This window comes from Streptomyces sp. ALI-76-A (assembly GCF_030287445.1).
Classification (GTDB): Bacteria; Actinomycetota; Actinomycetes; order Streptomycetales; family Streptomycetaceae; genus Streptomyces.
This window is the reverse complement of sequence record NZ_JASVWB010000002.1, coordinates 5078070-5099148: the sequence shown is the minus strand read 5'-3', so window position 1 is coordinate 5099148 and position 21079 is coordinate 5078070. Positions and strand designations below refer to the sequence as shown.

14 protein-coding genes, 3 rRNA genes and 1 pseudogene are annotated in these 21079 nt (G+C 66.4%); 5 read left to right on the top strand and 13 right to left on the bottom strand.

Annotated features, from left to right (window positions below; translation table 11 throughout):
* Positions 1 to 198: 198 nt before the first annotated feature.
* Positions 199 to 480 carry a glutaredoxin family protein gene (locus QQS16_RS23810; protein ID WP_286063878.1) on the bottom strand — a complete coding sequence of 94 codons (282 nt, stop codon included), beginning with the start codon at positions 478 to 480 and terminating at the stop codon, positions 199 to 201.
* A gap of 94 nt (positions 481 to 574) precedes the next feature.
* On the opposite strand from QQS16_RS23810, the gene QQS16_RS23805 reads away from it, so the two are divergent.
* The 3 genes from QQS16_RS23805 to QQS16_RS23795 all read left to right on the top strand — a co-directional run bounded on the left by QQS16_RS23805 (position 575) and on the right by QQS16_RS23795 (position 4081).
* A complete protein-coding gene (locus QQS16_RS23805; RefSeq protein WP_286063877.1) occupies positions 575 to 1486 on the top strand; it encodes an HAD family hydrolase in 912 nt (303 codons plus the stop codon).
* A 340-nt stretch (positions 1487 to 1826) separates the two neighbouring features.
* Positions 1827 to 2600, top strand: coding sequence for an ECF subfamily RNA polymerase sigma factor, BldN family (locus QQS16_RS23800; RefSeq protein WP_286063876.1), 774 nt, complete (start codon positions 1827 to 1829; stop codon positions 2598 to 2600).
* 233 nt (positions 2601 to 2833) lie between these two features.
* Positions 2834 to 4081 carry a DUF5667 domain-containing protein gene (locus QQS16_RS23795; RefSeq protein WP_286063875.1) on the top strand — a complete coding sequence of 416 codons (1248 nt, stop codon included), beginning with the start codon at positions 2834 to 2836 and terminating at the stop codon, positions 4079 to 4081.
* A gap of 66 nt (positions 4082 to 4147) precedes the next feature.
* Here the strand turns inward: QQS16_RS23795 and QQS16_RS23790 are convergent, their stop codons facing one another.
* The 8 genes from QQS16_RS23790 to QQS16_RS23755 all read right to left on the bottom strand — a co-directional run bounded on the left by QQS16_RS23790 (position 4148) and on the right by QQS16_RS23755 (position 11384).
* A complete protein-coding gene (locus QQS16_RS23790) occupies positions 4148 to 5212 on the bottom strand; it encodes a lysophospholipid acyltransferase family protein (protein ID WP_286063874.1) in 1065 nt (354 codons plus the stop codon).
* 14 nt (positions 5213 to 5226) lie between these two features.
* Positions 5227 to 6285, bottom strand: coding sequence for an NAD-dependent epimerase/dehydratase family protein (locus QQS16_RS23785; RefSeq protein WP_286063873.1), 1059 nt, complete (start codon positions 6283 to 6285; stop codon positions 5227 to 5229).
* Between the two features lie 275 nt (positions 6286 to 6560).
* Positions 6561 to 6659, bottom strand: a complete 99-nt coding sequence (locus QQS16_RS23780; RefSeq protein WP_003948845.1) for a 30S ribosomal protein bS22 — start codon at positions 6657 to 6659, stop codon at positions 6561 to 6563.
* A gap of 156 nt (positions 6660 to 6815) precedes the next feature.
* Positions 6816 to 7025 (bottom strand): helix-turn-helix domain-containing protein, encoded by a 210-nt coding sequence (locus tag QQS16_RS23775; protein WP_016437488.1) that lies wholly within the window; start codon positions 7023 to 7025, stop codon positions 6816 to 6818.
* Between the two features lie 129 nt (positions 7026 to 7154).
* On the bottom strand, positions 7155 to 7970 hold the full coding sequence (locus tag QQS16_RS23770) for a phosphatase (protein ID WP_286063869.1): 816 nt from the start codon (positions 7968 to 7970) through the stop codon (positions 7155 to 7157).
* 283 nt (positions 7971 to 8253) lie between these two features.
* On the bottom strand, positions 8254 to 9426 hold the full coding sequence (locus tag QQS16_RS23765; RefSeq protein ID WP_286063867.1) for an acetoin utilization protein AcuC: 1173 nt from the start codon (positions 9424 to 9426) through the stop codon (positions 8254 to 8256).
* Positions 9377 to 10594, bottom strand: a complete 1218-nt coding sequence (locus QQS16_RS23760; protein WP_286063865.1) for an MFS transporter — start codon at positions 10592 to 10594, stop codon at positions 9377 to 9379. Before QQS16_RS23760 ends, QQS16_RS23765 begins: the two co-directional genes overlap by 50 nt.
* Positions 10595 to 10733: 139 nt before the next feature.
* On the bottom strand, positions 10734 to 11384 hold the full coding sequence (locus QQS16_RS23755; RefSeq protein ID WP_286063864.1) for an HAD family hydrolase: 651 nt from the start codon (positions 11382 to 11384) through the stop codon (positions 10734 to 10736).
* Positions 11385 to 11520: 136 nt separating this feature from the next.
* Between QQS16_RS23755 and QQS16_RS23750 the strand changes: the two are divergent.
* A pseudogene (locus QQS16_RS23750) lies at positions 11521 to 12896 on the top strand (IS1380 family transposase).
* A gap of 225 nt (positions 12897 to 13121) precedes the next feature.
* Here the strand turns inward: QQS16_RS23750 and rrf are convergent.
* The 3 genes from rrf to QQS16_RS23735 form a co-directional block, all read right to left on the bottom strand.
* Positions 13122 to 13238: ribosomal RNA gene (gene rrf / locus QQS16_RS23745) — 5S ribosomal RNA — on the bottom strand.
* A gap of 95 nt (positions 13239 to 13333) precedes the next feature.
* Positions 13334 to 16457, bottom strand: a 23S ribosomal RNA gene (locus QQS16_RS23740).
* A gap of 311 nt (positions 16458 to 16768) precedes the next feature.
* Positions 16769 to 18296 (bottom strand): 16S ribosomal RNA (locus QQS16_RS23735).
* The 16S, 23S and 5S rRNA genes sit together here, the layout of an rRNA operon.
* A gap of 839 nt (positions 18297 to 19135) precedes the next feature.
* Here QQS16_RS23735 and trpS point away from each other — a divergent pair.
* The gene (trpS, locus tag QQS16_RS23730; RefSeq protein WP_286063863.1) at positions 19136 to 20161 is read left to right on the top strand and encodes a tryptophan--tRNA ligase; all 1026 of its coding nucleotides are present in this window, start codon (positions 19136 to 19138) and stop codon (positions 20159 to 20161) included.
* Between the two features lie 41 nt (positions 20162 to 20202).
* Here trpS and proC read toward each other — a convergent pair whose 3' ends face one another.
* Positions 20203 to 21015, bottom strand: a complete 813-nt coding sequence (gene proC, locus QQS16_RS23725; protein ID WP_286063862.1) for a pyrroline-5-carboxylate reductase — start codon at positions 21013 to 21015, stop codon at positions 20203 to 20205.
* Between the last annotated feature and the right edge of the window lie 64 nt (positions 21016 to 21079).

Sequence of the window (21079 nt, the reverse complement as noted above, 5' to 3'; positions counted from 1 at the left end):
TCGAAAGCAGGCTATGTCTTTGTGAACGCGTGCACAAAGATGGTGTCCGATTTGCCCGGCCAACGTGACCGGGGTCACGCGCCCCCGGCGCGCGGCCGGGGAACCGGCGCGCACGCTCCACCGTTCCTCTTCTCTTGGGGGCAAAACCGCACACTCTCCTCCACGATCGCCGCCCCCGAGACCAGTTCGTCGTCGATCCTAAGTCAACGCTTTGCGAAGGCGATCCTCGTTCACGCGCCAAAAAGTGTGCTGTTCCCCATCCACGAGGACGACGGGGATCTGCTCCCAGTACTGGTCGTGCAGTCGAGGGTCCTGAGTGATGTCCTTCTGCTCCCAGGGGACCCCGAGCTCGGCGCACACCTTCTCGACGACGATCTGCGCGTCGTCACAGAGGTGACAGCCGGGCTTGCGGACGAGCGTCACGAGCCGGTCCTGCGGGTCGCGACCCGTCCGGCGGAAGAGGGGACTCATGCCCGCCATTGTCCCGCTTCTTCAACGGCACAGTCGCGGAGAGTTCACAGCCTCCAAACCTCTCCACTCCGGAACCACCGAACAAACTGGCTATGCTCACGCCATGGCCGCTCTCGGATGGCTCACCCCCCGTAGGCGCTCCGCCACGGCGCGCAGTGTGCTGGCAGGCGAGGCCTCGGCGGAGGCAGCACGCAAGTCCACGCAGGACATCTCCACCGTGGAACCGCAGTTCCCGGTGCACGGCGACGCGCACGCCGCCGCCTTCTTCGACCTCGACAACACCGTGATGCAGGGCGCCGCCCTGTTCCACTTCGGGCGGGGCCTGCACAAGCGGAAGTTCTTCGAGACCCGCGACCTGGCCCGGTTCGCCTGGCAGCAGGCGTGGTTCCGGCTGGCCGGCGTCGAGGACCCGGAGCACATGCAGGAGGCCCGGGACTCCGCGCTGTCGATCGTCCAGGGCCACCGCGTCTCCGAGCTGATGTCGATCGGCGAGGAGATCTACGACGAGTACATGGCCGAGCGCATCTGGCCGGGCACCCGGGCCCTCGCCCAGGCCCACCTGGATGCGGGCCAGAAGGTGTGGCTGGTCACAGCCGCCCCGGTGGAGATCGCCACGGTGATCGCCCGCCGCCTCGGCCTGACGGGCGCCCTGGGCACGGTCGCCGAGTCGGTGGACGGCGTCTACACGGGCAAGCTGGTCGGCGAGCCCCTGCACGGCCCGGCGAAGGCGGAGGCGGTGCGCGCCCTGGCCGCGGCGGAGGGCCTGGACCTGTCGCGCTGCGCGGCGTACAGCGACTCGCACAACGACATCCCGATGCTCTCCCTGGTCGGCCACCCCTACGCCATCAACCCGGACAGCAAGCTCCGCAAGCACGCCCGCCGGCTGGAGTGGCGCCTGCGGGACTACCGCACGGGCCGCAAGGCGGCGAAGGTCGGCATCCCGGCGGCGGCGGGCGTGGGCGCGGTGGCGGGCGGCACGGCGGCGGCGATCGCCCTGCACAAGCGCCGCCGCTGACAACAGGCGTCACATCAGGTCACGGCCCCCGCGGCCCGGCCAATCCGCAGGTCGCGACCCATGACCGCCCTGTCCAGTCACGTTGGCTGCACACGGCCACAACACGCCCCGGCCAAGCCGAAACGCGAACCGTTTCGATCAACAATCGGTCACTCTCCGGTACTCGATCGGGCGCCAATCGGCTACCGAAGCGACGTAATCGGTGATTTGAGCAACTGCGTGTAGCAGCGCCTGCACTAAGCGTTATTCTCCTCAGACGCAATCCGGATCCCCTTCCGTCGCTACGACGGGTGAACGGTTCCGCACTGCTCGTGATGGAAGCTCTGCCTCTGGGAGTCCCGTGTACCCACACGTCGGGGTTGACGCCTCGGGCCTGGCTACGCTCCGCGCAACGGTCCTGGACCTGTTGCGCGGCTTCGTCCCCACCGCGTACGCCGTCCCCGCCCTCGCCGTTGCCACCACCCCCGTCGGCCCGTGCTACGCGCTCGCCGACGGCAGCGCCGCCGTCGGCAGACGAGGGCGTTCGACCGGTGCCGCCCCCGCCCGCCGACCCGCCGCCGACAGCGACAGCGCCCGCATGATGGACCTGGTGGAACGCGCCCAGGCCGGCGAGGCCGACGCCTTCGGCCGTCTCTACGACCAGTACAGCGACACCGTGTACCGGTACATCTACTACCGAGTGGGAGGCAAGGCGACCGCCGAGGACCTGACCAGCGAGACGTTCCTGCGCGCCCTGCGCCGCATCGGCACCTTCACCTGGCAGGGCCGCGACTTCGGCGCCTGGCTGGTGACGATCGCCCGCAACCTCGTCGCCGACCACTTCAAGTCCAGCCGCTTCCGGCTCGAAGTGACCACCGGTGAGATGCTCGACGCCAACGAGGTCGCGCGCTCCCCCGAGGACTCCGTCCTGGAGTCCCTCTCGAACGCCGCGCTCCTGGACGCCGTACGACGGCTCAACCCCCAGCAGCAGGAGTGCGTGACCCTCCGGTTCCTCCAGGGTCTCTCGGTGGCCGAGACCGCCCACGTGATGGGCAAGAACGAGGGGGCGATCAAGACCCTCCAGTACCGGGCCGTCCGCACCCTCGCCCGGCTCCTCCCGGACGACGCCCGCTGACGGCGCACGTTCGGTAACAGCCAACTCGCAGTCAGTGAAAGTCCGTTGACTTCCCGATCCGATCATCCGCCGTCCGTAACCCAAGCGCCGCGCCACTCGTTGTGCGGGATGCAGGCTCCCTGTGGTCACTCCCTGGCCGACTTCGATCACTCGATCGTGTGCCTTTGGTCAGGGCGTGCAACCCTCAGGACCCCCTGGGGAGTCGAACGTCTTGACGAGAGGAGGTGCCGCCCGTGATCGCGAACGTATCGGCGCACCGGCGGGCGAACGCCTTCGCCCTGGCCTTGGAGGAGCAGTCCGACCGGGGCACGGCGGCCGAGCAGTCCGAGGATCCCCCGGCTGCCGCGGAACGGACCGGGCCGGGCCGGCTGACGGCCCTCGCGGTGGGTCTGGGCGAGCTGCCCAAACCGCAGCTGGACCCTGAGGTCAAGGTCGTCCAGCGGGCCCAGCTCGTGGCCGCCATGGAGGCCATGCTGCTGGAGGGCACGGCACCGGGAGGCAGGGCGACGGATCCTTCCGTACCCGAACAGCGTTCCTCTCGGGCGCGGGGCGCCCACCGGGCGAGCCCGCTGGGCAGGCTCCGGCCGCGGTCCCGCCTGACCAAGGGGCTCGCGGCGGGCGGACTCAGCGTCGGCGTCGCCGCCGGCGCCTTCGGCGGTGTCGCCGCGGCCAGCTCCGACGCCCTGCCCGGCGACTCGCTCTATGGCCTGAAGCGGGGCATCGAGGACTTCAAGCTGAGCTACCTGTCCGACGGGGACGACGAACGCGGTGTCGCCTACCTCGACCAGGCCTCCACCCGCCTGAACGAGGCCCGTCGGCTGATGGAGCGCGGCCGTGGCGGCCACCTCGACCACGAGTCCCTCGGCGAGATCCGCCGCGCCCTGTCCGGCATGCAGCACGACGCCTCGGAGGGCCACCGGCTGCTGACCGCGGCCTACCAGCGCGACCCCCAGTCCCTCGGTCCCATCCAGGCACTGGACGCCTTCTCGCGCTCGCACCGCGACGCCTGGGGCGCGCTGCGCGACAGGCTGCCCGTGCAGCTCGGTGACGTCAGTCAGCAGGTGTCGTCGGTCTTCGACGCCATAGACGAGGAGGTCGCTCCGCTGCAGTCCCTCCTGCCGCAGCCCCCGGCCCCGGGCGACAGCGGCGACCGGCGGCGCCAGGACTCCGGACCGGCGTCCTCCGACACATCGACCGGTTCCGGCCGTTCCACCGCACCCAGCGATGACGGCGGCCGGCCGTCCGACAGCGGTGGCACCGGCAGCAAGGGCCAGGGCCCCAGCACCTCGGCCGGCACCGGCAGCGAGGACGACGGACTGCTCGACGGCAACACCGGCGGCCTGCTCGACCCGCCCAAGGACACCGGCAGCACCGCCCCGTCCACCAGCAACCCGCCCATCACGGAACCGGACGTCACCGTCCCGCCCCTGCTCCCGGACCTCCTGCCCGGCCTGGGCATCGACGGCGGGGACGCCCAGTAGTCGTCCCCACGGCGACGGGGGCGCCCCTCCTGAGAGGGGCGCCCCCGTCGCCGTGCTGAGCAGGCGCTAGAAGAACACCGACCGGCGCTGCACCAGCAGCTTGTACAGGGTGTGCTGGATCTGTTCGCGGACCTGGTCGGTCAGGTTGAACATCAGCATCGGGTCCTCGGCGGCCTCCGGCGGATAGCCGTCCGTCGGGATCGCCTCGCCGAACTGGATGGTCCACTTGGTCGGCAACGGGATCGCGCCGAGCGGGCCGAGCCACGGAAAGGTCGGCGTGAGCGGGAAGTACGGGAAGCCCAGCACCCGGGCCAGGGTCTTGGCGTTGCCGATCATCGGGTAGATCTCCTCGGCCCCGACGATCGAGCAGGGGATGATCGGCGCCCCCTGCCGCAGCGCCGTGGACACGAACCCGCCCCGGCCGAAGCGCTGGAGCTTGTAGCGCTCGCTGAAGGGCTTGCCGATGCCCTTGAAGCCCTCCGGCATCACCCCGACGAGTTCGCCCTGCGCCAGCAGCCGCTCGGCGTCCTCGGCACAGGCCAGCGTGTGCCCCAGCTTGCGGGCCAGTTCGTTGACCACCGGCAGCATGAAGACGAGGTCCGCGGCGAGCAGGCGCAGATGACGGTTGTCGGGATGGTGGTCGTGGACGGCGACCTGCATCATCAGCCCGTCCATCGGCAGGGTGCCCGAGTGGTTCGCCACGATCAGCGCGCCGCCCTCGGCCGGGATGTTCTCGACGCCCTTCACCTCGACCCGGAAGTACTTCTCGTACACCGGGCGCAGCAGCGACATCAGGACCTGGTCGGTCAGCTCCTCGTCGTAGCCGAAGTCGTCGACCTCGTAGTCACCGGTGAGGCGTCGGCGCAGAAAGGCGAGGCCGCCCGCGACACGCCGCTCCAGGCCGCCGGGCCCGCTCTCGTCCCGCGGCTTCTCGGGCAGCTGTTCCTCACCGGTCACAGGAACATCATCCTGCGTCGACGGCCTGCCCGGCAGGGGCTGGACCTCCCGGACCAGCGAGGACTCCGTGCCCTTGCGCCGGTTGCCCGCACTCCGGCGCCGCGGCGGCCGCTGCGCGGCGCTGTTCCCGCGGGACCGGTCGTCGTCGAACGGAATGACCTTGGCGTCCGCCATCGTTGATGCGCTCCTCAGTTGGCGCTCTGCGTCGGGGGGTGGCCGCCGCCCGCGACGGCCGCGGCGATCCGGTCGACGGCCGCGGCCACGTTCTCGGGCGGCAGAAGCCCGGGCCCGCGGCTGCGCGCGAAGTCCGCGAAGGTCTCCGCCGTCGTGTACTTCGGCTGGAACCCGAGCGTCTCCCGCATCTGGGTCGTCGACACGACCCGGCCATGGGTCAGCAGCCGGATCTGCTCGGGCGAGAAGTCCGTCATGCCCAGCGTACGCACCAGGGAGCCCGCCCAGGTGACGGCAGGCAGCAGCAACGGCACGGTGGGCCGGCCGAGCCTGCGGGAGCACTGCGACAGCAGCAGGACCCCGTCACCGGCGATGTTGAAGGTGCCGCTGTTCAGGGTGCCCCGCGCCGGCTCGTGCGAGGCGATCCGCAGCACCTCGATCACGTCGTCCTCGTGCACGAACTGCAACCGCGGGTCATAGCCCAGCACGGTCGGCAGGACGGGCAGCGAGAAGTACGCGGCGAGCGGGGTGTCCGCGGTCGGACCGAGGATGTTGGCGAACCTCAGCACGCACACGGCGACGTCGGGCCGCCGCCGGGCGAACCCGCGCACATAGCCCTCGACCTCGACGGTGTCCTTGGCGAACCCGCCGCTGGGCAGCGACTTGGCCGGAGTGGTCTCGGTGAACACGGCGGGGTCCCGGGGCGCGGACCCGTAGACGTTCGTACTGGACTTCACCACGAGCCGCTTGACCGTCGGCGACTTCTGACAGGCACCCAGCAGCTGCATGGTGCCGATGACGTTGGTCTCCTTGACCGAGGTCCGGCTGCCGCTGCCGAGCGCGGTCCCGGTCACGTCCAGGTGGACGACCGTGTCGGCGGCCGTCTGCGCGAGCACCCGCGCGATGGTGGGCTGACGCAGGTCGGCCTGGATGAAGTCGGCACCGCCCAGGTGGTGCTCGGGCGGCACCGCGTCCACGGCGATGACCCGGTCCACCTGTGGGTCACGCTGGATCCGTCGTACGAACCGGCCCCCCAGTTGACGGGCCACTCCGGTCACGAGCACGACCTTGCCCAAGATCAGCGCCTTCCTTCCAGCCCATCCGGCACTCGTAGCCTGCCGCGTTCCCCGTGTGCGGCCAACTTAGCGTTTTGTTGTTGCGCTGTGATGACCGCCCACTGCGTGAAGTGACAGCATCCACAGACGTACGAACAGACCGAGCCATGTGGATGACGTGCCTACGCACACAACGCACGACCCGGGTTCCCGGACACGCGTGTGGCCCCCCACCGATGGTGGGGGGCCACAGACACGCCACTTCCGCGGCGTCACGCAATCCTTGCCGCTGCCTACTACTTCTTGTTGCGGCGCTGAACGCGCGTGCGCTTGAGCAGCTTGCGGTGCTTCTTCTTGGCCATCCGCTTGCGCCGCTTCTTGATAACAGAGCCCACGACTACCCTCGCTCACTTCTCATCACTCGGTGTTTGGGCGCCATGGGCCCACACGACCTACGAGGGGCTAGCCTACCCGTCCGAGCGCTGAGGTCGTAATCGAGGGGCCGGGGTGATCCTTGACCTTGCCCTGAGGATCCCCCCGGACCATCGTCGTCAGGCGGTTTCCACCCCCACATAGCTCTCGCGGAGGTACTCGTGAACCGCGTTCTCGGGGACGCGGAAGGACCGCCCCACCCGGATCGCAGGCAGATGACCGCTGTGCACCAAGCGGTACACGGTCATCTTCGACACTCGCATCACCGAGGCGACTTCCGCCACGGTAAGGAACTGAACCTCGCTCAGAGGCCTCTGCTCAGCAGCCATGTCACACCTGAACCTTCCGCACTCGACGGTCACCGGCTTCCCCTTCCGGTGACTCTTCGTCGCTGCGTGCTCACTCCCCAATGTAGGGGCGGGTGATGCAAGTGGGGAAGAGGTGCACCCATCGGCGGCCTACTGTGACAGACACGCTCGATTGAGTACGTAGCGGGTAAGCGGCCGGTAGTAAGCGGACCGCACGGCGTCATCAAGTGGAACGACGACGGACACGGCCCCCTCGGCCTGCCCCACGAACAGCGCGGGGTCGTCGGTATCCGCCAGCCCCATGGCCTCAAACCCCAGCTGACCTGCTCCGCAGACCCATCCGTGATCCCCGACGACCAGCTCGGGAAGCGGCCCGCCGGCCTCGGCGGCGGCCTCCAGCACGGTACGAACCGGGAGGGGCGAATGCGTGTGTGCGCCGGTCGCACCACCGGAGCTCGGCTCCTCGGGTTCCCGCACCAACCCGACTCCTCGTACGTAGTCAAGGTTGTACGTGCGTAGACCGAACCGGGTCGTTATGTCGACACGGTGACCCTGCGCCGGGGTGAGGACAGTACATCCCGCCGTCGACAACGCGTCCGCCAAAGCGGCGTAGAACCCCAGCAGCCGATGCGGGTGCCCGGTACCGAACAGCACGGGCGCGCCGCGTCCGGCCGCGGCGGCGAGCCGCTCCGCGAAGGCGTCCAGGGCGTCCAGGGTCAGCTCCGGATCAATCACATCATGACCAGATCTATGCCCTGGATCGGCCGAAACCCCGCACTTCTTCGCCATCAACTCGATCACATCTCGCTCACCCCAGGTCTTTTCAGGATCAATCCCGATCAAAACCCGAGGATCACGAGCCGCGAACAGCCGGTAGCTCCGAAGGCTCTCCTCCCGCGAGGTAGCCACACTCCCGGCCAGCCGGACAGCGAGAAGATGAGCGCGCAACGCCTGGGAGCTCAACACAGAAAACGATGCTGCCGGACGGCACCCCCCACCGCCCCGAGAACCCGAAAACCCCCCACCCTCGGCGTAACAACGCCAACGCCCTCACACCGAAGCTCGTCTCAACCCACCACCCCAGCCCGTCCGTCCGGCTGACACGGCCCACGCCAGCCCGGTTCAGCCCATCCAGCGTGTGAGGACGAGGCCGTCCAGGCCGAAGGGGGTCTGGGGCGCAGCCCCCCAGCGGGGGTACGGGGGAGGAGCCCCGCGACGGGGCCGAAGGGGCAGATCCCCACCCACCCCCCTAGGCCAACAACCCCCGCAGCGGAAACACCGCCCGCCGCGCAGCCACCACCGCCTGATCCAACCGATCCGCCGGGTCGTACCCCTCTTCCCACCCCGCCCACGACACCGGCCACCGCCCATCCGTCATCCGCCCCGGCCCCAACTGCCGAGTCCGAGCGAACACATCCCGCCGCCACTCCTCCGGAATCACCGCCTCCGGCGACACCGGCCGCCCCGCCGCGATTCCCACCAGATGCGTCCACGACCGCGGCACGACATCCACCACCGCGTAGCCACCCCCGCCCAGCGCCACCCACCGCCCACCGGCGTACTCATGCGCCAGCTCATGACAGGCGACCTGCACCGCCCGCTGCGCGTCCAAGGACACCGCCAAATGCGCCAGCGGATCCTCGAAGTGCGTATCGGCCCCATGCTGGGTCACCAGCACCTGCGGCCGGAAATCGGCGATCACCTCCGGCACCACCGCGTGGAACGCCCGCAACCACCCGGCATCCCCCGTCCCCGCCGGCAACGCGACGTTCACCGCCGACCCCTCCGCGCACTCCGCCCCCGTCTCCTCCGGCCACCCGGTCTGCGGAAACAACGTACGAGGATGCTCGTGCAGCGAAATCGTCAGAACCCGCGGATCCTCCCAGAACGCCGCCTGCACCCCGTCCCCGTGATGCACATCGACGTCCACATAGGCGACCCGCTCGGCCCCGAGCTCCAGCAGCCGGGCAATGGCGAGCGACGCGTCGTTGTAGATGCAGAACCCGGACGCACTCCCCGGCATCGCGTGATGCAACCCGCCCGCGAAGTTCACCGCGTGCAGCGCGTCCCCCCGCCACACGGCCTCCGCGGCCCCCACCGACTGCCCGGCGATCAACGCGGACACCTCGTGCATCCCGGCGAAGGCGGGATCGTCCAGGGTCCCCAGCCCATACGCCCCGTCGGCCGCCCGGGGATCCGCCGACGCCGCCTTCACGGCCTCGACGTAGTCCTCCCGGTGCACCAGCCGCAGCGTCGACTCCCCGGCCGGCTTGGCCGCGACGAGATCCACCTCCCGGTCCAGCCCGAAGGCCTGCACCAGCCTCCAGGTCAGGGCGAGCCGGACCGGATCCATCGGATGATCCGGACCGAAGTCATAGCCCGTTACTGCCTCGTCCCACATCAGCTGTGCGCGGCCGCTCATGCCCGCCACCGTATCGGTCCGGTTGAGCGGCGAACGACCGGGCGTACACGAGCGTCACCAGCACCAACACCATCGGCACGAGCATGGCCCCCCGATAGCTCCAGGTGTCGCCCAGCGCCCCCACCAACGGCGAACCGACCAGAAAGCCCACATAGTTGAAGACGTTGAGCCGCGCGACGGCCGCGTCGGACGCCCCCGGGAACAGCCGCCCCGCCGCGGCGAAGGTCTGCGGCACCAGCACACACAGCCCCAGCCCGAGCAACGTGAACCCGAGCATCCCCACCCACGCACCGGGCGCCACCGCCACCACCGCGAACCCCACCGCCGCCAGGACCGCCCCGCCCCGGACGACCGCCACGGCCCCGAACCGGCGCACCCCGAAGTCCCCCAGTGCCCGCCCCACCAGCGTGGTCACCATGTACACGTTGTACGGCACGGTGGCCAGCTGCTCCGAGCTCCCCAACACGTCCTGCAAGTACTTGGCACTCCAGTTGGAGACGGTCGAGTCCCCGATGTACGCGAAGCACATCACCAGACACAGCGGCAGCAGCGCCTTGAAGGCGACCCCCGTCCCCTCCGCCTTCACCGCGTCCTCCACCACCCCGTCGGCATCCGCGTCGACGTACCACCGACTCCCCACCAGCGCGGCCGGCAACAGCACCAACGCCACCGGCAGATACGACACCCACAACGCCAGGTGCCAATGCGCCCCCGCCCAGGCGAGCGAGGCCCCCAGAATCCCGCCCAGGCTGTAGACGGCGTGGAAACTCAGCATGATGCTGCGCCCGTACGACCGCTGCAGACTCACCCCGAGCATGTTCATCGAGGCGTCCAGCGCACCCACCGCCAGCCCGAACGCGGCAAGCGAGACAGCCAGTTCGGCCATCCGCTCCCCCGCCCCGACCCCGAGCAGCGCCAGGAGCACGACGGGCTGGGACCACCGCAGCACCCGACTGGGCGGTATCCGCTTCACCAGGTGCCCGGTCGCGACGCTTCCGACGCCGGCGAGGACGGGCACGGCGGCCAGGAACGCGGGCAGCAGCGCGTCGGAGACGCCGTACCGGTTCTGGATCGCCGGAATCCGCGTCACCAGCAGAGCGAAGGCCACACCCTGCGCGAAGAAGCTGAACGCCAGCGAGGCCCTGCCGCGCCGCAGCACATCAGTCATGGCGGCGAGCGTAGGGCCCCGGCGTACTCGTGGGTAGATCCAGCCAAAGATGAATTCTCCTCAGCTTCATGTTCCGCACCCGACGCCAAGGGCCGTCCCCCGCCAGGCGCCGGTCGCCTGGCGCCCACCCCCTCCCGCCTCAGCCCGCCCCCAGCAGGTCAGCCAACTCCCCCATGTCCGAGAAGAACCGAGTAGCTCCTACGAGCCTGTCGGCCGGCGTCATGGCGGTGAACGCGTACACGTCCATCCCGGCCGCGACGGCCGCCCGTACCCCCAGCGGACTGTCCTCGACCACCGCACACCGCGCCGGCTCGACGCCCATCCGCTCGGCCGCGTACAGGAACAGGTCCGGCGCCGGCTTCCCCCGCCCCACATCCTGCGAGCTGAAGATCCGCCCGTCGTCGAACCACCGGTCCAGCCCGGTCTTCCGATGCCCGACCCGAATCCGCTCATGGCTCCCGGAGGACGCCACGCAGTAGCGCACCCCGTCGGCGGCCAGCTTCTCCAGCACCCCGACGGCCCCTGCCACCGGCTCCAACTCCCGCTCGAACGCGGCGAACACCCGCCCATGGAAGACATCATCGAAGTCCTCCGGCAACCGCCGCCCGGTCCGCTCCTCCACCAGATCGTGTACGCGGTGCATGGCGGCCCCCATGTAGTCGCGCAGGGAGTCCTCGTACGAGGTCGGATGCCCGAGCTCGGTCAGATAGCCGGCCAGGAGCTCGTTGGAGAGGGGTTCGCTGTCGACGAGGACACCGTCGTTGTCGAAGATGACAAGGTCATAGCGCATATCTCAGACCCTAGCCTCGCGCTTTCATGAAGCAGGCTGTCCGGCAGGTGGTCAGCTCAGCAAAAAGTGCCCCTGACCAGCAAGAATGAGGATTGTCGAGGTCCTTGTTCCCGCTGAAACCAGAGGCACTTTCCAGGTGAAGCAGCCTATAGGTTCCTATCCCCTTGTGCGTGTTCAGGGTGACGGCCGTCAGGTCTTCTCCCAGGCCGGGTCCGTCCTGCTGGTCGAAACGGTCCGCAAAGCCGGTCTCGACCGGGTGTTGTCCTCAGCGCTTGCTCCGTGGCGGAAGCCGCGGGCCGTCCACGACCCGGCCAAGATCCTCCTGGACGTCGCGCTGGCGGTCGCACTCGGCGGGGACTGTCTCGCCGACATCGCAACGCTGCGGGCCGAGCCGGCCGTGTTCGGGCCGGTCGCCTCCGACCCGACGGTCTCCCGCCTGATCGACACCCTTGCCGCCTCGAGCGAGAAGGCACTGACCGCCATCCGCGCGGCCCGGTCCGAAGTCCGCGTCCGGGTCTGGACGTTGGCCCGCGACCGGGCTCCGGACGCCGGTGGGCAAGTCACCGTGGATCTGGACGGAGTGCTGGTCATCGCCCACTCGGACAAGCAGGACGCCGCCCCGACCTGGAAGAAGACCTACGGTCACCACCCGCTGATGGGCTTCGTCGACCACGGCCCCGGTGGCACCGGTGAACCTGTCGCCTGCCTTCTGAGGGCGGGCAACGCGGGCTCGAACACGGCCGCCGACCACATCGAGGCCGCCCGCCTCTCCCTCGCCCAGCTGCCCACGAAGTACCGGCGCGGGCGACAGACCTTGATCCGCTGCGATTCCGCGGGCGGCACCCACGAGTTCGTCGCCTGGCTCGCCCAGCGCGGGCGTTGGCTGTCCTACTCGGTCGGCATGGTGATCACCGAGGCCATTCACCAGCACGTTCTGAAGATCCCGGCATCGGCATGGACGCCGGCCGTCGAGACCGGCGGCGAGGTCCGCGACGGGGCCTGGGTCGCTGAACTCACCGGCGACCTGCTTGAGGGCTGGCCGAAGGGCATGCGGCTGATCGTCCGCAAGGAACGGCCGCATCCCGGGGCCCAGTTGAGAATCACGGATGCGGACGGCATGCGGATCACCTGCTTTGCCACCAACACCGCCGGCCGTCCCATCGCCGAACTCGAGCTCCGTCACCGGCTGCGGGCCCGGGCCGAGGACCGCATCCGAGCTGCCGCGCGACGGGCCTGCGGAACCTGCCCCTGCACGACACCGCACAGAACAAGGTCTGGCTGGAGATCGTCCAGATCGCTCTCGACCTGCTGGCCTGGATGCCCATGCTCGCCCTGACCGGCCAGACCCGGCTCTGGGAACCCCGCCGCCTCCGCTTCCGCCTGTTCTCCGCAGCCGCCCAGCTCGTCACCACCGGCCGGCGCCGCATCCTCCGCCTCGCCCGCCACTGGCCCTGGACCCGGGAGATCACAGACGCCCTCGCACGGCTCGCACTCCTGCCGAACCCGGGCTGACCAGCAGCTTCCCTACCCCTGCGAGTAGCACCACCCCACCCGGAGCAGTGGAACCCGGCGCCCACCCGACGCGACACTCGGGCCCACAGCCTGCCCGGCATCAGCCACCGAAAGCGAAACGGCCCACCGACTCCGTCGGCGGACCGTCACGAAAGATCGAGGCTAGACGACCCGTGAACGCAGAAAACCCCCGTGCCGAAAGGCACGGGGGTTTTCCCAAAAATTGTTCGGCGGCGTCCTACTCTCCCACAGGGTCCCCCCTGCAGTACCATCGGCGCTGTAAGGCTTAGCTTCCGGGTTCGGAATGTAACCGGGCGTTTCCCTCACGCTATAACCACCGAAACACTATGAAACTGTGAACCTGCCACACCACACCCGTGACCATGAGCATGGGGCTGTTCGTGGTTTCAGAACCAACACAGTGGACGCGAGCAACTGAGGACAAGCCCTCGGCCTATTAGTACCGGTCACCTCCACCCATTACTGGGCTTCCAGATCCGGCCTATCAACCCAGTCGTCTACTGGGAGCCTTAACCCCTCAAAGGGGGTGGGAATACTCATCTCGAAGCAGGCTTCCCGCTTAGATGCTTTCAGCGGTTATCCCTCCCGAACGTAGCCAACCAGCCATGCCCTTGGCAGGACAACTGGCACACCAGAGGTTCGTCCGTCCCGGTCCTCTCGTACTAGGGACAGCCCTTCTCAATATTCCTACGCGCACAGCGGATAGGGACCGAACTGTCTCACGACGTTCTAAACCCAGCTCGCGTACCGCTTTAATGGGCGAACAGCCCAACCCTTGGGACCGACTCCAGCCCCAGGATGCGACGAGCCGACATCGAGGTGCCAAACCATCCCGTCGATATGGACTCTTGGGGAAGATCAGCCTGTTATCCCCGGGGTACCTTTTATCCGTTGAGCGACGGCGCTTCCACAAGCCACCGCCGGATCACTAGTCCCGACTTTCGTCCCTGCTCGACCCGTCGGTCTCACAGTCAAGCTCCCTTGTGCACTTACACTCAACACCTGATTACCAACCAGGCTGAGGGAACCTTTGGGCGCCTCCGTTACTCTTTAGGAGGCAACCGCCCCAGTTAAACTACCCATCAGACACTGTCCCTGATCCGGATCACGGACCCAGGTTAGACATCCAGCACGACCAGACTGGTATTTCAACGACGACTCCACCTGAACTGGCGTCCAAGCTTCACAGTCTCCCAGCTATCCTACACAAGCCGAACCGAACACCAATATCAAACTGTAGTAAAGGTCCCGGGGTCTTTCCGTCCTGCTGCGCGAAACGAGCATCTTTACTCGTAGTGCAATTTCACCGGGCCTATGGTTGAGACAGTCGAGAAGTCGTTACGCCATTCGTGCAGGTCGGAACTTACCCGACAAGGAATTTCGCTACCTTAGGATGGTTATAGTTACCACCGCCGTTTACTGGCGCTTAAGTTCTCAGCTTCGCCACCCCGAAGAGTGACTAACCGGTCCCCTTAACGTTCCAGCACCGGGCAGGCGTCAGTCCGTATACATCGCCTTACGGCTTCGCACGGACCTGTGTTTTTAGTAAACAGTCGCTTCTCGCTGGTCTCTGCGGCCACACCCAGCTCACCGAGTAAATCGGATCACCGAACATGGCCCCCCTTCTCCCGAAGTTACGGGGGCATTTTGCCGAGTTCCTTAACCATAGTTCACCCGAACGCCTCGGTATTCTCTACCTGACCACCTGAGTCGGTTTAGGGTACGGGCCGCCATGAAACTCGCTAGAGGCTTTTCTCGACAGCATAGGATCATCCACTTCACCACAATCGGCTCGGCATCAGGTCTCACCCTCGTGCCATCCGGATTTACCTGGATGACGGGCTACACCCTTACCCCGGGACAACCACCGCCCGGGATGGACTACCTTCCTGCGTCACCCCATCACTCACCTACTACCAGCTCGGGCCACCGGCTCCACCACTTTCCATTCCCCGAAGGGTCCGGAACGGCTTCACGGGCTTAGCATCACTGGATTCAATGTTTGACGCTTCACAGCGGGTACCGGAATATCAACCGGTTATCCATCGACTACGCCTGTCGGCCTCGCCTTAGGTCCCGACTTACCCTGGGCAGATCAGCTTGACCCAGGAACCCTTAGTCAATCGGCGCACACGTTTCCCACGTGTGTATCGCTACTCATGCCTGCATTCTCACTCGTGAACCGTCCACAACTCGCTTCCGCGGCTGCTTCACCCGGCACACGACGCTCCCCTACCCATCACAACGCCCGTTGGGGCTATATGCTGCAATGACACGACTTCGGCGGTACGCTTGAGCCCCGCTACATTGTCGGCGCGGAATCACTAGACCAGTGAGCTATTACGCACTCTTTCAAGGGTGGCTGCTTCTAAGCCAACCTCCTGGTTGTCTGTGCGACTCCACATCCTTTCCCACTTAGCGTACGCTTAGGGGCCTTAGTCGATGCTCTGGGCTGTTTCCCTCTCGACCATGGAGCTTATCCCCCACAGTCTCACTGCCGCGCTCTCACTTACCGGCATTCGGAGTTTGGCTAAGGTCAGTAACCCGGTAGGGCCCATCGCCTATCCAGTGCTCTACCTCCGGCAAGAAACACACGACGCTGCACCTAAATGCATTTCGGGGAGAACCAGCTATCACGGAGTTTGATTGGCCTTTCACCCCTAACCACAGGTCATCCCCCAGGTTTTCAACCCTGGTGGGTTCGGTCCTCCACGACCTCTTACAGCCGCTTCAACCTGCCCATGGCTAGATCACTCCGCTTCGGGTCTTGAGCGCGCTACTGAACCGCCCTATTCGGACTCGCTTTCGCTACGGCTTCCCCACACGGGTTAACCTCGCAACACACCGCAAACTCGCAGGCTCATTCTTCAAAAGGCACGCAGTCACGAGAGTGAAGACAAGTCTTCACTCCGACGCTCCCACGGCTTGTAGGCACACGGTTTCAGGTACTATTTCACTCCCCTCCCGGGGTACTTTTCACCATTCCCTCACGGTACTATCCGCTATCGGTCACCAGGGAATATTTAGGCTTAGCGGGTGGTCCCGCCAGATTCACACGGGATTTCTCGGGCCCCGTGCTACTTGGGTGTCTCTCAAACGAGCCGTACAGATTTCGACTACGGGGGTCTTACCCTCTACGCCGGACCTTTCGCATGTCCTTCGCCTATCCATACGGTTTCTGACTCGTCCCACGGCCGGCAGACCGTGAAAGAGAGATCCCACAACCCCGCATACGCAACCCCTGCCGGGTCTCACACGTATACGGTTTAGCCTCATCCGGTTTCGCTCGCCACTACTCCCGGAATCACGGTTGTTTTCTCTTCCTGCGGGTACTGAGATGTTTCACTTCCCCGCGTTCCCTCCACTTGCCCTATGTGTTCAGGCAAGGGTGACAGCCCATGACGACTGCCGGGTTTCCCCATTCGGACACCCCCGGATCAAAGCCTGGTTGACGGCTCCCCGGGGCCTATCGTGGCCTCCCACGTCCTTCATCGGTTCCTGGTACCAAGGCATCCACCGTGTGCCCTTAAAAACTTGGCCACAGATGCTCGCGTCCACTGTGCAGTTCTCAAACAACGACCAGCCACCCATCACCCCGCATCCTCACGGATCCGAGTTCACTGGGGCCGGCACTGAAGGCGACCTCACGGCCGTACCCTCAGACACCCAACAGCGCGCCCGGCCCACTCACCACTCCTCTCCCGTTCCACGCCGAAGCAGTACTGGAAAGAGAAGCTGGTCAAGTGTGCCGAATAGTCAACGTTCCACCCTTGAGCAACCAGCATCAGACAGTCGCTGATGTACTGGCCTCTGACCTCACCCCGAAAGGATCGGTAAGAAGTGCTCCTTAGAAAGGAGGTGATCCAGCCGCACCTTCCGGTACGGCTACCTTGTTACGACTTCGTCCCAATCGCCAGTCCCACCTTCGACAGCTCCCTCCCCACAAGGGGGTTGGGCCACCGGCTTCGGGTGTTACCGACTTTCGTGACGTGACGGGCGGTGTGTACAAGGCCCGGGAACGTATTCACCGCAGCAATGCTGATCTGCGATTACTAGCAACTCCGACTTCATGGGGTCGAGTTGCAGACCCCAATCCGAACTGAGACCGGCTTTTTGAGATTCGCTCCACCTCACGGTATCGCAGCTCATTGTACCGGCCATTGTAGCACGTGTGCAGCCCAAGACATAAGGGGCATGATGACTTGACGTCGTCCCCACCTTCCTCCGAGTTGACCCCGGCGGTCTCCTGTGAGTCCCCATCACCCCGAAGGGCATGCTGGCAACACAGAACAAGGGTTGCGCTCGTTGCGGGACTTAACCCAACATCTCACGACACGAGCTGACGACAGCCATGCACCACCTGTACACCGACCACAAGGGGGGCACCATCTCTGATGCTTTCCGGTGTATGTCAAGCCTTGGTAAGGTTCTTCGCGTTGCGTCGAATTAAGCCACATGCTCCGCTGCTTGTGCGGGCCCCCGTCAATTCCTTTGAGTTTTAGCCTTGCGGCCGTACTCCCCAGGCGGGGAACTTAATGCGTTAGCTGCGGCACCGACGACGTGGAATGTCGCCAACACCTAGTTCCCACCGTTTACGGCGTGGACTACCAGGGTATCTAATCCTGTTCGCTCCCCACGCTTTCGCTCCTCAGCGTCAGTAATGGCCCAGAGATCCGCCTTCGCCACCGGTGTTCCTCCTGATATCTGCGCATTTCACCGCTACACCAGGAATTCCGATCTCCCCTACCACACTCTAGCCTGCCCGTATCGAATGCAGACCCGGGGTTAAGCCCCGGGCTTTCACACCCGACGTGACAAGCCGCCTACGAGCTCTTTACGCCCAATAATTCCGGACAACGCTTGCGCCCTACGTATTACCGCGGCTGCTGGCACGTAGTTAGCCGGCGCTTCTTCTGCAGGTACCGTCACTTTCGCTTCTTCCCTGCTGAAAGAGGTTTACAACCCGAAGGCCGTCATCCCTCACGCGGCGTCGCTGCATCAGGCTTTCGCCCATTGTGCAATATTCCCCACTGCTGCCTCCCGTAGGAGTCTGGGCCGTGTCTCAGTCCCAGTGTGGCCGGTCGCCCTCTCAGGCCGGCTACCCGTCGTCGCCTTGGTGAGCCATTACCTCACCAACAAGCTGATAGGCCGCGGGCTCATCCTTCACCGCCGGAGCTTTTAACCACCATTCAGGAGAATGGAAGTGTTATCCGGTATTAGACCCCGTTTCCAGGGCTTGTCCCAGAGTGAAGGGCAGATTGCCCACGTGTTACTCACCCGTTCGCCACTAATCCCCACCGAAGTGGTTCATCGTTCGACTTGCATGTGTTAAGCACGCCGCCAGCGTTCGTCCTGAGCCAGGATCAAACTCTCCGTGAATGTTCTCCCGTAATCGGGATGACACCACGAGAGCGGAACAGCCAGGCGGAATAAGCCCGGCCGTTCACAGCGTCCTCGCTGTGTTTTCTTCAAAGGAACCACGCCCCGACCGAAACCGGCCGGAGACGGGGTATCAACATATCTGGCGTTGACTTTTGGCACGCTGTTGAGTTCTCAAGGAACGGACGCTTCCTTTGTACTCACCCTCTCGGGCTTTCCTCCGGGCTTCCCTTCGGTCTTGCGTTCCCGACTCTATCAGATCCTTTTCCGATCCGATTTCCTCGGCGCTTTCCAGGTTCCCGCTTCCGCGTTTCCCTTTCCGGCGGCTCCGACTCTATCAGACCCTTTCGGTCCCGATTCCCCGCCGGAGGGGGTTGTCTTCGCGGCTGTTGGGCCGTTCCGACGAGTGAGACTTTAGCGGGTTCCTGCCTCCCGACGCTAATCGGGGGCTGCGTCCTTTCGAACACGGATTCCTCATTCCGCTAATACCCATGCCAATGACACGACGGCAGAACGACTGGTCGTCGAGTATTGGTTGGCCTTGCGGGATGGCTGTCCGGGGACCGACGGGGGTCGGCGCTCACGTCGGACAACTCGGAGAACATTACGTACCGGCTCGGGGTGTGTCAACTGCGGTGCCGACCGTGCCCCGGAGGCGTAGCCTGACCTGCATGACGACGTGTACGTGCACCCAGCAGTGGTGGGCCGCCTGACGGCAGCCGTTCTCACGTATGCAGACAACGGCCGCCGCCTCGGCGGCCGTTTCTGTGTCTCGCTCCAGTAGTCCGAGGGGCAGCCGGCCGGTGAGGGCGGCGGGCCGACCTGGAGGAGAGGGAGAGATGACGCGGGTATTCAGCGGGATCAAGCCGACTGGGCACCTGACACTGGGGAACTACCTGGGGGCCATGCGGCGGTGGGCTGCCGTCGATCAACACCGGGCCGACGCGCTGTTCTGCGTCGTCGATCTGCACGCGCTGACGGTCGACCACGATCCGGCGCGGGTACGGCGGCTGAGCCGACAGGCGGCGACGCTGCTGCTGGCGACGGGGTTGGATCCGGAGCTGTGCACCGTCTTCGTGCAGAGCCAGGTGGATGAGCACGCGCGGCTGTCGTACGTGCTGGAGTGCGTGGCCACGGACGGCGAGATGCGACGGATGATCCAGTACAGGGAGAAGGCCGCGCGGGAGCGACAGCGGGGCGGGAGTGTGCGGTTGTCGCTGCTGACGTATCCCGTGCTGATGGCGGCGGACATCCTTGCGTACGGGACCGATGAGGTGCCGGTCGGGGACGATCAGACGCAGCATGTGGAGCTGGTGCGGGATCTGGCGGTGCGGTTCAACCAGCGGTACGGGCACACGTTCGTGGTGCCTCGGGCGACGCGTCCGGAGGTGGCGGCTCGGGTGATGAACCTGCAGGAGCCGACGTCGAAGATGGGGAAGAGCGACGACGCCGGGCCGGGGATCGTCTATCTGCTCGACGAGCCGGACGTGGTGCGCAGGAAGGTCATGCGGGCGGTGACCGACAGCGGGCGGGATGTCGTCTATGACCGGGAGGCGCGGCCGGGGCCGGCGAATCTGCTGGAGATCCTCGCGGCGTGCACGGGTGGGAACCCATCGCGGCTGGGCGGTGTATATGAGTCGTACGGCTCTTTGAAGAAGGACACCGCCGAGGCGGTGGTCGAGGTTCTGAGGCCCGTGCAGGACAGGCACAGGGAGCTGTGCGCGGATCCTGGCTTTGTGGAGGGGGTGCTGCGGGATGGTGCGGAGAAGGCGCGGGCGATGGCGCGGCCGACCGTGGATGCCGCATATCGCGCGATCGGGTTGCTGCCGGCGGTGTCCGACAGCGCCGTGAGCGCGGTTCGGTAGGCGGGTGGCATGCCGCCCCCGGGGCAGGGGGCGGCGGGTCGTCAGCTGTTGTTGCCGGAGGCCAGTTCTCGGCTGCGGTCGCGGGCGGCTTCGAGGGCGGCGATGAGGGCGGCTCGTACGCCGTGGTTCTCGAGTTCGCGGATGGCGTTGATGGTCGTGCCCGCGGGGGAGGTGACGTTCTCGCGGAGCTTGACCGGGTGCTCACCGCTGTCGCGGAGCATGGTGGCGGCGCCGATCGCGGACTGGACGATCAGGTCGTGGGCCTTGTCGCGGGGCAGGCCGAGGAGGATGCCGGCGTCGGTCATGGCTTCGACCAGGTAGTAGAAGTACGCCGGGCCGGAGCCGGAGAGGGCGGTGCAGGCGTCCTGCTGGGACTCGGGGACGCGGAGTGTCTTGCCGACGGCGCCGAAGATCTCCTCGGCGTGGGCGAGGTGGTCGGCGGTGGCGTGGGTGCCGGCGGAGATGACGGACATGGCCTCGTCGACCAGGGCGGGCGTGTTCGTCATGACACGGACGACCGGGGTGCCGGCTACGAGGCGCCCCTCGAAGAAGGAGGTGGGGATACCGGCCGCGCCGCTGATGATCAGGCGTTCGGCGGGGACGTGCGGGGCGAGTTCGTCGAGGAGGGTGCCCATGTCCTGCGGTTTGACGGTGAGGATCAGGGTGTCGGCGGTCTTGGCGGCTTCCGGGTTGGTGACCGGGGTGACTCCGTAGCGGGTGCGGAGTTCCTCGGCTCGCTCGGGGCGGCGGGCGGTGACCAGGAGGTCGGCCGGGGCCCAGCCGGCGCGGATCATTCCGCTGAGCAGGGCTTCGCCGATCTTGCCGGTGCCGAGGACTGCGACTTTCTGGGTCATGTCTGGGGTGCCCTCCGGGGGTGCGTCGTCCGGGTTCATCCTCGCACCGGGGGCGGGCGGGCGG

Excerpts from the sequence above, each read along its gene's own strand:
- QQS16_RS23810 (WP_286063878.1), bottom strand. The coding sequence starts at position 480 with ATGGCGGGCATGAGTCCCCTCTTCCGCCGGACGGGTCGCGACCCGCAG.
- QQS16_RS23760 (WP_286063865.1), bottom strand. The coding sequence starts at position 10,594 with ATGACTGATGTGCTGCGGCGCGGCAGGGCCTCGCTGGCGTTCAGCTTC.
- QQS16_RS23805 (WP_286063877.1), top strand. The coding sequence starts at position 575 with ATGGCCGCTCTCGGATGGCTCACCCCCCGTAGGCGCTCCGCCACGGCG.
- QQS16_RS23755 (WP_286063864.1), bottom strand. The coding sequence starts at position 11,384 with ATGCGCTATGACCTTGTCATCTTCGACAACGACGGTGTCCTCGTCGAC.
- QQS16_RS23790 (WP_286063874.1), bottom strand. The coding sequence starts at position 5,212 with ATGGCGGACGCCAAGGTCATTCCGTTCGACGACGACCGGTCCCGCGGG.
- trpS (WP_286063863.1), top strand. The coding sequence starts at position 19,136 with ATGACGCGGGTATTCAGCGGGATCAAGCCGACTGGGCACCTGACACTG.
- QQS16_RS23775 (WP_016437488.1), bottom strand. The coding sequence starts at position 7,025 with ATGGCTGCTGAGCAGAGGCCTCTGAGCGAGGTTCAGTTCCTTACCGTG.
- QQS16_RS23765 (WP_286063867.1), bottom strand. The coding sequence starts at position 9,426 with ATGAGCGGCCGCGCACAGCTGATGTGGGACGAGGCAGTAACGGGCTAT.
- proC (WP_286063862.1), bottom strand. The coding sequence starts at position 21,015 with ATGACCCAGAAAGTCGCAGTCCTCGGCACCGGCAAGATCGGCGAAGCC.